The following is a 12860-nucleotide window of genomic DNA, read 5'->3' as shown; positions in this document are numbered from 1 at the left end:
CTCACCCGCCGAGCAGCCGGCGCAGCCAGCGGGTGCGCGCCGCCCGCGCCTCCGTGGAGATGGTGGCGTCGGGGGCGAACCCGTCGAAGCCGTGGAAGCCGCCCGGCCACACGTGCAGCTCGGCGACCCCGCCGGCCTGCCAGATACGGGTGGCGTACTCGACGTCCTCGTCGCGGAAGGTCTCGGCCGAGCCGACGTCGACGAACGCCGGCGGCAGCCCGGACAGGTCGGTGGCCCGTGCCGGTGCGGCGTAGGGGGAGACGTCGGGGCCGCCGCGGGCGTCTCCGAGCAGCGCCGTCCAGCCGGTGTCGTTGGCCGTGCGGTCCCAGACGCCGAGGCCGGCCATCTGGTGGGCCGAGACGGTGTCGTTGCGGTCGTCGAGCATGGGGCACACCAGCAGCTGCCCGGCCAGCGCGGGACCGCCGCGGTCGCGCGCCAGGAGGGCGACCGCCGCGGCGAGGCCGCCGCCGGCGCTGACGCCGCCGACGACGATGCGCGCCGGGTCGATGCCGAGCTCCTCGGCGTGGGCGGCGGTCCAGACCAGGCCGGCGTAGCAGTCCTCGACCGGGCCCGGGTGCGGCGTCTCGGGCGCCAGCCGGTACTCGACCGAGACCACCGCCATCCCGAGCTCCTCGGCGTGCTCCACCATGCCGAGGACGCCGGAGCGGTTGTCGCCGATGACCATGCCGCCGCCGTGGATGGAGTAGATGGCCGGCGTCGGGCCGGTCGCGGCGGTGGGCCGGCAGACGAGCAGCGAGATCTCCGGCGCCCCCTCGGGGCCGGGGACCGTCCGGTCCTCGACGGTGAACGCGCCGCCGCGGCGCAGCTCCTCGTCGGTCGGTCGAGGGGCGAGCTCGGCCTGCCGCAGCGCCGGGATCTGCTCGGCGGTGAGCGGGGTCGAGAAGACCTCCGCGAACGCCTCGAGCGCGACCGCGCACTCGGGGTCGAACGGGGGCGGCGGGCCGATCCCGGCGGCGGGGCGGGCGGACGGCGACGTCAGGGTCACGGGACCTCCAGGGGTGCGGACGGCGGCCCCATCGTGGTGGGCGGGCCCGCCCCGAGCCACCCCCTCAGCGCTCGTCGAGCAGGGCGATGAGCCGGTCGGCCAGCTCGGCGGGGTGGCTCAGCGCCACCAGGTGGCCGCCGGGCACCTCCTGGACGGGCAGGCCGAGGCGCTCGGCGGCCACCCGGCGCTGGAACTCCAGGGGGAAGAAGCGGTCCTCGCGTGCCGCGAGCAGCCGGGTGGGCACGTCGGGCCAGGCCGGGAGCGGCCACGGCTCGCCGAACGGGGTCCCCGACTGGGCGAACGGTCGGGCCATGGCCGCGGCGGTGACCTCCGGCGGGACGTCGGCGAAGAAGGCGTCGTCCTCGTCGTCCACCGGCCGGCCCTCGCGCTCGGCCGCGGCGCGCCGGGCCTGCTCGTGACCGGTGACGGTCCACCAGTCGCCGCCGGTCTCCCCGGGTCGCGGCACCATCGCGTTCACCAGCACGAGCAGGTCGACCGGGACGCGTGCGCACACCAACGGGGCGGTCAGCCCGCCCATGGACTGGCCCACCACGACCAGCGGTCGCGTGGCCCCGGCGGCCGCCGCGACCACGGTCTGCGCGTAGCGGTCGAGCCCCGCGGTGTCGTCGCCCGCGGGGAGGTCCACGGGGACAGCCGCGTGCCCCCGGCGCTCGAGCTCGGGCACCAGTCGGTGCCAGTACCACGCCTGCCCGCCGGCTCCTGGGACGAGGACGAACGTCGCGCGCACACCCCTCCGACCGCCGGCCGGTGCCGGACTCATCGCGGCCCGGGCCGGCCGGCCGCCACGTGCGCGGTCCGGGAGGGGGACTAAGGCCTCTGGTGCAGGTCACAGGAACCGATCGTGACGGCAACTCGTAGGTCATCTCGACGTCATGTCGTCTGCCTACCGTCGGGCCTGCACACCTCAGGAGGAAGCCATGACCGCACCCACCGCCCCCCGTCCGACCCGCCGCGCCTCCGGCTCCCGGACCCGCCCGCGTCCCGAGCGCTCGGCCTGGACCTGCCCGAACTGCCAGCGGGAGACCCAGCCGCCGCGCAAGCGCTGCTCCGACTGCGGCACCTCGCGCTACTGAGAACGAACGCCCCGCCGGTGAGCCGACGAGGTCCGCGGGTGGCCGGCGGCACGCCCCGCACGACGGCGGCGCGGTAGCGCGGCGCCCGTCCGGCCGCCGGGATCCCGCCTCCCGGAGGCGGGGCCGTCGCTGCCACGGGGCGGATCGCCGGGGGAGTCCTTCCGCGGGGAGGGACCGGGGGGACAGGGACGGGGCCGTCCGGCTACCGTCGGCGGGTGAGCGTGATCATGCGGAACCGGGTCCGCGTGACCGGGGTCGACGGGGGTCGACCCATGGTGTTCGCGCACGGATTCGGGTGCGACCAGGAGATGTGGCGGTTCGTCGCCCCGGACTTCGAGGTCGACCACCGCGTCGTCCTCTTCGACCACGTCGGGTCCGGGCGGTCGGACCTGTCGGCCTACGACCCGGTCAAGTACGCCTCGCTGCGGGGGTACGCGGCCGACGTCGTCGAGCTGTGCCGGGAGCTCGAGCTCGAGGACGTGGTCTTCGTCGGCCACTCGGTGAGCGCGATGATCGGCGTCCTCGCCGCGCAGCAGGCCCCGGAGCGGGTCGGCGCCCTGGTGATGGTCGGCCCCAGCCCTCGGTACGTCGACGACGAGGACTACACCGGCGGTTTCTCGCGGGCCGACGTCGCCGGGTTGCTCGACTCCCTCGACAGCAACCACCTCGGCTGGTCGAGGGCGATGGCCCCGGTGGTCATGGGCAACCCCGACCGGCCGGAGCTCACCGAGGAGCTCGCCAACAGCTTCTGCCGCACCGACCCCGACATCGCCCACCAGTTCGCGCAGGTGACCTTCCTGTCGGACAACCGCGCCGACCTCCCCGGCGTCCGCGTGCCGACGCTGGTGCTGCAGTGCGACGCCGACGCGATCGCCCCGCAGGCGGTGGGCCGCTACGTGCACGAGCAGATCCCCGGCAGCGTGTTCACGCAGCTGTCCGCGACGGGGCACTGTCCGCACCTGAGCGCACCGGAGGAGACCACCGCCGCCATCCGGGCCTTCCTGTCCCGCCTCTCCGGGTGATCGCGATGGAGGAGCCCGCGGGCAGCCCGCGGCCGGAGGACCCCGGCCGGCTGCAGCGGCTGCTCGAGGACGACCCGGCCGACCTCTACGAGAACGCACCGTGCGGCTACTTCTCCGCGCTGCCCGACGGCCGGGTGGTCAAGGTCAACCGCACCTTCTGCGAGTGGACCGGACGGGCGGCCGGGGAGGTGCTGGGTACGCGGTTCCAGGAGCTGCTCAGCATCGGGGGGCGGGTCTTCTACGAGACGCACATGGCGCCCCTGCTGCGGATGCAGGGCGCGGTGCGGGAGGTGGCGCTCGACATCGCCCGGGGTGACGGCTCACTGCTGCCGTGCCTGGTCAACGCCGTCGAGGTGCGCGACGCCTCGGGCGCGGCGGTCCTGGTGCGGGCGACGGTGTTCGAGGCGACGTCCCGGCGACGGTACGAACGGGCGCTGCTGGCCGCGCAGCGCGCGGCGGCGGAGTCGGAGGCCCGCTCGCGGACGCTCCAGCAGGTGGTGTCCGAGGTGGCGGCGGCCACGTCGGCCCGGGAGGTGGCCCAGGTGATCGTCTCCCGCAGCCGGGCGGCGGTCGGTGCCAGCGGCGCGGGGTTGTGGCTGGCCACGGAGCGGCGCGACGCCCCGCGCCCGGGACAGTCGGTCCCGCCGATCGAGCTGGTCGCCGTCGACGGCATCCCCCCGCAGCTGCTGCGGCAGATGGAGGCGGCCGCCGTCGGGGGTGCCGAGCTGGTCCGCGAGGGCGGGGTGCACACGGTGCCCCTCGGTGCGGGCGTGCAGGCGGTGTGGCCGGGGCTGGCCGCGGCGATGGAGGAGACCGGCCAGGAGGCGCTGGTCGTCGTCTCGGTCAACGCCGACAGCCGCCACCTGGGGGCGCTGGTGCTGGTGCTGGGCACGCTCGGGGACAGCGAACTCGTCGAGCTCACCGAGCCGGGACGCCGGGGCACCCTGCCGCAGGCCGACCTCGACCTGCTGGCCACCGTCGGTCAGCAGGCCGGACAGGCGCTGGAGCGGGTCCGGCTGTACGAGGAGACCGCGCGGGCGGCGGAGCGTTCGGCGTTCCTGCTCGACGCCTCGCGGCTGATGGCCTCGGCGCCGGACGTGGCGCGGATGGCCGAGCAGCTGGCCGAGCTGGCGGTGCCGCGGCTGGCCGACATCTGCGTCCTGGACCTGGTCACCGAGCACGGCCTGACCCGCCCGGCGGCCCGGCACGGTGATCCGCGGCGGCGCCGGCTGGCCGACGAGCTGCGGGAGCGGCACCTGCCGGTCCGCCACCCCGCACACCCCGGCGTGCAGGCGATGGAGCAGGGGCGGACGATCTGGATCCGCGAGGTCACCGACGCCTGGCTGAGGGAGGTCACGAGCGACGAGCGGCACCTGGCGACCGCCCGGGCGCTGCAGCTGGTCAGCCTGGTCTGCGTGCCGCTGCGGGCCGAGGGCCGCACGCTCGGCGTGCTGACCCTGGGCACCGACCGGCGACGCGGGCCGCTCACCGCGGCCGACGTCGAGGTCGCCGAGCAGCTGGCCCTCCAGGTCTCCCAGGTGGTCGACAAGGGGCAGCGCTTCGAGCTGGAGACGCAGACCTCGCACACCCTGCAGGCCAACCTGCTGCCCCCCGCCCCGCCGCCGGTGCCCGGCCTGCGGGTCGCCGTCCGCTACCTGGCGGCCAGCCTCGGGGCCGACGTCGGGGGCGACTTCTACGACGTCGTCCCGCTGCCCGGCGACCAGGTGGCGCTGGCCGTGGGCGACGTCGTGGGGCACGACATCACCGCGGCGGCGGTCATGGGCCAGCTGCGGAGCGTCTACCGGACCCTGCTGGCCGACGGCGCGACGCCGAGCGCGGTCATCGACCGGCTGCAGTCCGCGTGGTCGCTCCTGGGGCTGCAGCGCATGGCGACGGCGCTGTTCGCGACGCTCGACCCGGCCGGCGGGCAGCTGCGCGTGGCCTCGGCCGGTCACCTGCCGCCGCTGGTGGTCTCGGGTGAGGACGCCGCGCTGCTCGACGTCCGCCCGAGCCGGATGCTCGGTGCGCCGCCGGCGCCCGCGCCGACCGCGGAGTGGGCGGGGGTGCTCTCCCCGGGGGCCACGATGCTGCTCTACACCGACGGGCTGGTGGAGAGCCGGGACGCCGACATCGACGAGGGGCTGGCCGCCCTGCGGGATGCCGCCGTCCGCGTCGGGACCGACGACCCCGACGGGTTCTGCGACCGGCTGCTGGCGGAGCTGGCCGGCGGCGTGCGCCCCGACGACGTGGCCCTGCTGGCGATCACCCGGATGCCCTAGCGCACCGGCTCCGCGCGCGCGACCATCGGCGCAGGGCTCGTGCGGCGCGGGAGGCGGCCATGGAGCGTTCCCCCAACCCGGTGACCGACGCGATCGACGGCGCCACCGGTGACATCACGATGTCCGGAGACGCGATGCGGTGGTCCCCGGAGCTGGCCGACGGACAGGGGCGCGGCGCGGCGGCGTCCTTCCCGGGGGTGGACGTGGCCGCCGGCTTCGGCTCGCTGCTCGGGCTGGACGGGTCCGGGATGCGCCGGCTGGTCTCGGGCGCGGTGACCTCCCTGGCCACGGTCGCCGGGGACGTCGTCTCGGAGCTGCGCCAGCTCACCCGCGGGACCGAGGCGGACGACGAGCCCGAGCGCTGACCCGGCGCGCCGGGGGCGGCGGCGCCCTGTAGGAACGGTGGGGCACGGCCACACCGACGTGGGGAGTCGCACCGCATGACCAGCTCGCTGACCCTGGCGCCCGCGCCACCGTCCGAGGCCGCGGAGAGCGTGCGGGCGGAGGTGCGCGAGTTCCTCGCCGCCGAGCTGGCCGCCGGCACGTTCACCACGCACGTCGACACCTGGCTCTCCGGTGTCGACCCCGCGTTCTCCCGGAAGCTCGGGGAGCGTGGCTGGCTGGGGATGACCTGGCCGAAGCGCTACGGCGGGCACGAGCGGTCGGCGATGGAGCGCTACGCCGTCACCGAGGAGCTGCTGGCCGTCGGGGCGCCGGTCGCCGCGCACTGGATCGCCGACCGGCAGTCCGGGCCGAACCTGCTGCGCTACGGCACCGAGGCGCAGCGGCAGGAGATCCTGCCGCGCATCACCGCGGGGGAGTGCTTCTTCGTCATCGGCATGAGCGAGCCGGACTCCGGCTCCGACCTCGCCTCGATCCGCACCCGGGCCACCCGCAACGGCGACGGGGACTGGGTGGTCACCGGCGCCAAGGTGTGGACGTCGAACGCGCACGCCTCCCACTACGGGATCGTCCTGGTGCGCACCTCGCCCGCGGACCCGTCGAACCGGCACGCGGGGCTCTCGCAGCTGCTGGTGGACCTGTCGCTGCCCGGCATCACGGTCAACCCGATCCGCATCCTCGACGGCGGCCACCACTTCAACGAGGTGGTGTTCGACGACGTCGTCGTCCCCGGGGACATGCTGCTCGGGGAGGAGGGCGCGGGCTGGCACCAGGTGACCGCGGAGCTGGCGTTCGAGCGCAGCGGGCCCGAGCGCTTCCTCTCGACCTACCCGCTGATCGCCGAGTTCGCCCGCCGCGCCTGCGACTCCGGCGACCGCGCGCAGCTGGCCACGCTGGGCCGGCTGTCGGCGCGGTTGCTGGCCCTGCGGCAGCTGTCGATGCGGATCGCCGCGGCGCTGGACCGCGGCGAGCTGCCCGACATCCCGGCGGCGCTGGTCAAGGACGTCGGGACGACGTTCGAGGCCGACGTGATCGACGAGGTCCGGCGGGTGGTGGAGGTGCCCGCGTCGCTGGACTCACCGGACCCGCTGGGACGGGCGCTGGCCGAGGCGCAGCTGCACGCGCCGGGCTACACGCTGCGCGGCGGGACGAACGAGATCCTCCGCGGGATCGTGGCGCGCGGGCTGGGGCTGCGATGACGGGCGACCAGGACCTGGTGGTCGAGACCGTCCGGGACATCCTCACCGCGCACGAGCCGTTCCCGCTCAGCGCCGAGCAGCCGTGGGACGCCAGGTTGTGGGCCGACCTGGTCGGCACCGGGCTGACCGGGGTGGGCCTGCCCGAGGAGGCCGGGGGGTCGGGCGGGGAGCTCCACGACGCGGTGGCCGTCGTCCGGACCCTGGCGGCCGGCGCCGCCGCCGTGCCCCTCGCCGAGCAGCTTCTGGTCGCCGGCCCCGCGTTGCTCGCCGCCGACCTCGACCTGCCGCCGGTCGAGGAGCCGCTGACCGTCGCGACCGAGGGCATGGTGCACGCCGAGCCGGTCGACGACGGGGACGGGCCCGGGCGCTGGCAGCTCACCGGCACCGCGACCGACGTCGCGTGGTCCGGGGTCGCGCGGCACGTGGCGGTCCTCGCCACCGCGCCGCAGGGGATCGAGGGGGCCGTCCTGGCGCTGGTCGACGCGGCGGAGCTGGCGACCAGCGAGGCGCGCAACCTCGCGGGGGAGCCCCGGGGGTCACTGGTGTTCGCCGCGACCCCGGCCGCCGGTGCCCTGCTCAGCCCGGCGCGGGCCGCCGCGGTGCGGGCCCGCTACGCGCTGGCGCGGTCGGTGCAGCTGGCGGCGGCCCTGGAGCAGGTGCTGGCGTGGACGGTGCGGTACGCGGCGGAGCGGCAGCAGTTCGGCCGGCCGCTGGCGCGGTTCCAGGCCATCCAGATGGAGCTCGCGGAGATGGCCGGCGAGGTCACCGCCGTCAGCGCGCTGGTCGACGCCGCCGTCCGGCGGCTGGCCGGTGCCGACCACACCGCCGCCCAGGACGTCGTCCTCGCGGCCGCGGCGGCGAAGGTGCGCTCGGGGGCCGCCGTCGAGGTCGTGGCGCGCCTCGCCCACCAGGTGCACGGCGCGATCGGCTTCACCCAGGAGCACGCGCTGCACCACCTCACCCGGCGGTGCTGGTCCTGGCGGGACGAGGCGGGCAGCGAGCACACCTGGTCGGAGGTGCTCGGCGTGGGGCTGCTGGCCGGGGGCGCCGACGACCTCTGGCCGGCCCTCACCCGCGTCCTCTGAGGGAGGCTCGGAGGGGCAGGGTGCTGCCCCTCCGAGCGGAGGGGCGTCAGACGGTCTCGGGGACCCGCAGGTGGTGCAGGACCAGCTCGAACTCGGCCACCTCCAGGATCTGGGCGCCCATCGCCGCGGCGAACTCCTCACGGACCGCCGTGGCGTTCGTGCGGGAGCGTTCCAGGGTCTCCCGGTCGGCGTAGGTCACCGCACCGGCGCCGCGCCCCTCCTGCCGGTCCGTCATCAGGCTGGCGCTGCAGAACCCGTCCATCTCCTCGAGGCGGGGGAGCAGGCTCATCTTGTAGGCGTCGACGACCCGGTCGACGTTCGCGGGGTCGGTGCGGCTCCACGTCACCCGGGTGCACGCCCCGTCGGGTGCCTGGTGCGCGCGGTGGAGGACGGCGATCTCCCAGAGCTGCACCTCCGGCTGCCCGCCGAGGATCCGGCTGGCCTGGTCGCGCATTGGCCCCACCCGGTCCATCGTGGCCCGCATCGCCTCCTCGGTCTCCCACGCGGAGGTCACGATGCAGCGGCCGGAGTCGCGGTCGGCGAGCATGGACAGGCCGACGCAGCCGGGCATCTGCTGGACCTTCGGCATGACGTCGTCCCGCATGTAGGCGGTCGCCTCGTCGATCGCCCCGGGGTTGCCGCGGACGGTGGTCGTTCGGGCGTACATGCCACCACTCCTTCCGGGAGGCGGCGAGCCCCTGCGGCATCGCCGCGCAGCAGAGCCTCCTCGCCGGGCGGCGGGGTGACAACGACCTCGTGCGGGGCCGGCTCAGACGGTCTCGGGCACTCGCAGGTGGGCGAGGACCAGCTCGTACTCGCCGACGTCGGAGAGCTGGGCGCCGGCCGTCGCGGCGAGCTCGTCCCGGGCCGCCGTGGCGGTCGCGCGCGACCGGTCCAGGGTCCTCCGGTCGGCGAAGGTGACCGCGCCGCCGGCCCGGCCCTCCCGACGGTCGACCACCAGGCTCGCGCTGCAGAACCCCTCCATCGCCTCGAGGCGGGGGAGGAGCGTGGCCTTGTAGGCGTCGACGAGCCGGTCCACCTCCGCCGGCTCGGTGCGGATCCAGGTCGTCCGGGTCCAGGCCCCCTCGGGAGCCCCGTGCGCGCGGTGGACGACGGCGAACTGCCAGTAGTGGACCTGCAGGGAGCCGTCGAGCAGCTCGGCGAGGCGCAACCGCACCGGGAGCAGGGCCGCGTCGCTGGCCCGCATCGCCGCCTCCGACTCCCACGCGGTCGTGGCGATGCACCGGCCGGACTCCCGGTCGGCGAGCATCGAGAGCCCGACCCACCCACCGGTCTCGCCGATGACCGGCAGCACCTCGTCGCGGAGGTAGGCGATCCCGTCGTCGACCGCGTGGGGGTTGCCGCGGATGGTGGTGGTCCGGGCGTGCATGCAGAGCGCTCCTCTCGAGGGGCGGCGCTCCGGCCGGTGCGCGCGTCCATCCCGGGGCACCGGCCGGAGCCCCGGGGTCAGACGGTCTCCGGCACCCGCAGGTGCGCCAGCACCAGCTCGTACTCGGCGACGTCGGTGATGGCCACGTTCGTCCGCGTGGCGAACTCGTCGCGCAGGGCGCGGGCCTGCTCGCGGGCGGCCTCCATCGCCGCGCGGCTCTCGAACGTCACCGCGGAGACACCCATCCCCTCGGCGCGGCTGACCAGGACGCTCATGCTGCAGAAGCCCCGGTACTCCTCCTCCATCCGGGGCACGTAGACCATCCGGTAGGCGTCGATGGTGCTGTCCATCTGATCCGGCTCCCCGCGGATCCAGGTGACCCGGGTCCAGGCACCCTCGGGTGCCTCGTGCGCCCGGTGCAGGACCGCGATCTCCCACTCGCGCACCTCGGGCTGCCCACCGAAGATCTGCCCGGCGCGTTCCCGCGAGGACCGGACGCCCTCGGCGCTGGCGTGCATCGCGTCGGCGTCCCGCCACGCGGTCGTCACGATGCAGCGGCCGGACGCCCGGTCGGCGAGCATCGACAGACCGATGCAGCCGTCCATCCCCCGGACCAGCGGCATCACCTCGTCCCGGACGTAGGAGATCCCCTCGTCCATGGCCTGGGGGTTGCCCTGGATGGTGGTCGAACGGGCGTACATGCCACCACTCCTCTCCGGGAACGGTCTCCGCCGGGACGGCGGTCCCGGCGGAGTCGGCGGTGCCCCTGCGGCATCGCCGCGCCGCCCAGCGTCCTCGCGGTCCGCGGGCGAGGGAAGGGCCCTCCGCCGCGCCGGCCGCCCACCGGCCGTTCCGACGCTCCCTCCGGCGGGCCGCGCCTCTCGTCCGAGGGGTGCGGCCGGCCGGCGCGTGCGGTCGCGGTGCGGATCCGAGCGCGGCGGGTCAGGAGCGAGGCGGGCGCTCCAGCTCGCTGCCCGGCCCCATCAGGTCCGCCGGGCACACCGCCACCGGCACCCCGGCCCCGGGGGGCCGCGGTGGCTGGGTCTCGAGCACGACCCCATCCTGACCTGCGGGTACGACGGTTCCCGGGCGTCCCGGGGGACACCTCACCCGCCGTCGCAGACCAGCCCCCGCCGCAGCGCCGTCAGGTTCTCCCGCATCAGGCCCAGGTAGTCCTGGTCCTCGGCGACCCGTTCCACCGGGTGCAGCACGTCGGTCGCCACCCCGAGGTCCCCGGCGAGTGCCGCCGCCGTCGCCGAGGAGGCGGCGGCGTCGAAGAAGACCGTCCGCACCCCGGTCTCCTGCACGGTCTCGGCCACGTCCCGCAGCCGGGCCGGGGTGGGCTCGACGGCCGGGTCGATGCCGGCGATCCCCACCTGCCGCACGGCGTGGCGCTCGGCCAGGTAGCCGTACGCCTCGTGCCCGGTCACCAGCGTGGCGCCCCGGCAGGGGGCCAGCGCGGTCGCGTACTCCTGGTCGAGGTCGGTCAGGGTCGCCTCGACCTCGGCGACGCGGGCCTCGACGTCGTCCGCTCCTGCGGCGTCGAGCTCGGCCAGCGCGGCACCGACGTCCCGCGCGACGGCGGCGAGCCGGAGCGGGTCGAGCCAGAAGTGCGGGTCGCCCGCGAGGTCCGCCACCGGGGTGGCGTCCACCAGTCGTCCGGGAGGCTGCTGGTCGAGCGCCGCGTCGACGCCCGGCTGCAGGCCGCCGGAGAGGTGGACGACGAGGTCGGCCTCCGTCAGTGCGACGACCTGGGCGGGCGTCGGCTCGAACCCGTGCGTGTCACCGCCGGGCGGGACGAGGCCGGTGACGGCCACCCCCGGTCCCGCGACCTGCTCGGCGACCCACCGCAGCGGGTAGGAGGTCGCGACGACGTCGACCGGACCGTCCGCGTCCCGCGCAGCCGGACCGGTGCAACCGGCCAGGGCGGCCGTGGCGAGCACGCAGACGACGGCGCGGGCGCGGCGCGCGGTCACTCGGCGTCGTCCCCCTCGTGCGCGGCCTCGTCGGAGCCCGCCCCCGCCTCGGCGTCGCCGGAGACGCCGCGGAGCTCGTTCGGCGTCACCTCCAGCGGCGCGCTCTTCCACACCGCGCCGCCCTCGACGTCCACGGCGTGGACCTGCTTGCTGGCGGGCTCGGTCACGTAGGCCATGCCGTCGACCACGACGACCTGGGGGTGCGGGTCCTGCCAGTCCTCGGACTCCTCCCAGGGGGCGGTGACCGGGATGGAGCGGGTGATCGCGCCGCTGACCGGGTCGACGACCTGCAGCCCGCCGTCGTGGGTCAGGACCAGGCCCTCACCGTCCGGGCCGCGGTCGAACGAGCGGTACCAGTAGGGCGACGGCAGGTCGACCAGGCTCATCTGCGCGGTCGTGGTGTCGATCAGCGCGATCGTCCGGGAGCGGTCCTCCGCACTCCGCTCGTAGTCGCCGAGCACGATCGGGGAGTCCTCGGTGCCGAACTGGTTGCCGATGCGCCCGTACGCGTCCGGGCTGTCGATCTTGGTGAGCTGGCCGTTCGCGTACAGGACCGCGCCGTCCTCGCAGCCGATGACGACGGCCTCGCCGGCGGCGACGGTCTCGCCGTGCACGTTCGGGCAGTCGTCGCGGGCGGCGACCTCCTGGCCGTCGGCGTCCAGGACCCGGACGCCGGAGCGCTCGTCCTCGGTGCCGTCGGAGACGAGCATGCGGCCGTCCTCCAGCTCGACGGCGACGCCGTGGTGCGCCGCGGGCGTGCTGAACTCGCGGAGCTCGCGGTCGGGGTCGGCGACCTCGGCGCTGTCGAACGCGGTGACGTCCCCGGTGCCGTCGTCGAAGAGCACCGTGCGGCCGGCGTGCGTCACGACGTGGCCGGGCTCCTCGGCCGGGAACACGAGGTCGGTGAGCTCCGGCCCGGCCGTGTAGTAGTGCGCGTGGTCGCCGTGCGGCTCGGCCCAGGCGCCGGCGTCGAGCACTCGGAAGCCCCCCTGGGTGGAGACCAGCAGGTGCCGGCCGTCCCCTGCCGGGTTGAGCCGGCTGAAGCCGGGCAGCGGCTCGTCGGCGAGCACCTCGAGGGTCGTCGCGTCGAGGACCTGGACGCCGCCGTCGTAGGTGATCGCCAGCCGGGGGGCGTTGGCGCCGACCTCGAGCGCGGAGGCGTCCTCGGCCTCGTGCCCGTCGCCGGTCGACGAGGGGCTCGTCGGGGCCGGGGCTGCGGACTCCGCGGTGTCCCCGGACGCGCACCCGGTCGCCACCGCCAGCGGGAGGACGGCGGCGACCAGGGACACGCGGCGGGGGACGGGGGAGGGGAGGCGGTTCACGGGAGCTCCTCGGTCGGGGACGGATCGCCCCGACGTTAGCAACAACGACAATCATTCTCAGTAAGCGGGCTGGTCGTCGTCCGCG

13 protein-coding genes are annotated in these 12860 nt (G+C 75.8%); 6 read left to right on the top strand and 7 right to left on the bottom strand.

Annotated elements, in window-relative coordinates; all coding sequences use genetic code 11:
* Nucleotide 1: 1 nt before the first annotated feature.
* Together ACI79I_RS09905 and ACI79I_RS09900 are read right to left on the bottom strand one after the other, a co-directional pair.
* The gene (locus ACI79I_RS09905; RefSeq protein ID WP_456992159.1) at nt 2-1006 is read right to left on the bottom strand and encodes an alpha/beta hydrolase; all 1005 of its coding nucleotides are present in this window, start codon (nt 1004-1006) and stop codon (nt 2-4) included.
* A 64-nt stretch (nt 1007-1070) separates the two neighbouring features.
* Entirely contained in the window at nt 1071-1787 is a 717-nt protein-coding gene (locus ACI79I_RS09900; RefSeq protein ID WP_456992157.1) for an alpha/beta fold hydrolase, read from the bottom strand.
* Nucleotides 1788-1944: 157 nt separating this feature from the next.
* Here ACI79I_RS09900 and ACI79I_RS09895 point away from each other — a divergent pair, with 157 nt between their 5' ends.
* From ACI79I_RS09895 to ACI79I_RS09870, 6 genes are all read left to right on the top strand, one after another.
* On the top strand, nt 1945-2100 hold the full coding sequence (locus tag ACI79I_RS09895; protein WP_456992156.1) for a hypothetical protein: 156 nt from the start codon (nt 1945-1947) through the stop codon (nt 2098-2100).
* A 215-nt stretch (nt 2101-2315) separates the two neighbouring features.
* Entirely contained in the window at nt 2316-3122 is an 807-nt protein-coding gene (locus ACI79I_RS09890; protein ID WP_456992155.1) for an alpha/beta fold hydrolase, read from the top strand.
* 5 nt (nt 3123-3127) lie between these two features.
* Nucleotides 3128-5401 carry a SpoIIE family protein phosphatase gene (locus tag ACI79I_RS09885; protein WP_456992154.1) on the top strand — a complete coding sequence of 758 codons (2274 nt, stop codon included), beginning with the start codon at nt 3128-3130 and terminating at the stop codon, nt 5399-5401.
* 59 nt (nt 5402-5460) lie between these two features.
* Nucleotides 5461-5766 (top strand): hypothetical protein, encoded by a 306-nt coding sequence (locus ACI79I_RS09880; RefSeq protein WP_456992153.1) that lies wholly within the window; start codon nt 5461-5463, stop codon nt 5764-5766.
* 75 nt (nt 5767-5841) lie between these two features.
* The gene (locus tag ACI79I_RS09875; RefSeq protein WP_456992152.1) at nt 5842-7002 is read left to right on the top strand and encodes an acyl-CoA dehydrogenase family protein; all 1161 of its coding nucleotides are present in this window, start codon (nt 5842-5844) and stop codon (nt 7000-7002) included.
* Entirely contained in the window at nt 6999-8087 is a 1089-nt protein-coding gene (locus ACI79I_RS09870; protein WP_456992151.1) for an acyl-CoA dehydrogenase family protein, read from the top strand. Before ACI79I_RS09875 ends, ACI79I_RS09870 begins: the two co-directional genes overlap by 4 nt.
* Nucleotides 8088-8133: 46 nt before the next feature.
* Here the strand turns inward: ACI79I_RS09870 and ACI79I_RS09865 are convergent, their stop codons facing one another.
* The 5 genes from ACI79I_RS09865 to aztD all read right to left on the bottom strand — a co-directional run bounded on the left by ACI79I_RS09865 (nt 8134) and on the right by aztD (nt 12775).
* A complete protein-coding gene (locus ACI79I_RS09865; protein ID WP_456992150.1) occupies nt 8134-8754 on the bottom strand; it encodes a putative quinol monooxygenase in 621 nt (206 codons plus the stop codon).
* Nucleotides 8755-8856: 102 nt separating this feature from the next.
* Nucleotides 8857-9477, bottom strand: a complete 621-nt coding sequence (locus tag ACI79I_RS09860; RefSeq protein WP_456992149.1) for a hypothetical protein — start codon at nt 9475-9477, stop codon at nt 8857-8859.
* Nucleotides 9478-9554: 77 nt separating this feature from the next.
* Nucleotides 9555-10178: an antibiotic biosynthesis monooxygenase gene (locus ACI79I_RS09855; protein ID WP_456992148.1), complete on the bottom strand. Its 624-nt coding sequence runs from the start codon at nt 10176-10178 to the stop codon at nt 9555-9557.
* A 405-nt stretch (nt 10179-10583) separates the two neighbouring features.
* The gene (locus ACI79I_RS09850) at nt 10584-11453 is read right to left on the bottom strand and encodes a metal ABC transporter substrate-binding protein (protein ID WP_456992147.1); all 870 of its coding nucleotides are present in this window, start codon (nt 11451-11453) and stop codon (nt 10584-10586) included.
* The gene (gene aztD, locus ACI79I_RS09845) at nt 11450-12775 is read right to left on the bottom strand and encodes a zinc metallochaperone AztD (protein ID WP_456992146.1); all 1326 of its coding nucleotides are present in this window, start codon (nt 12773-12775) and stop codon (nt 11450-11452) included. The genes ACI79I_RS09850 and aztD overlap by 4 nt, the downstream gene beginning before the upstream one ends.
* Nucleotides 12776-12860 lie beyond the last annotated feature (85 nt).

It is taken from the genome of Geodermatophilus sp. SYSU D01105 (genome assembly GCF_054050095.1).
This window is presented reverse-complemented; position numbering and strand designations above follow the sequence as displayed.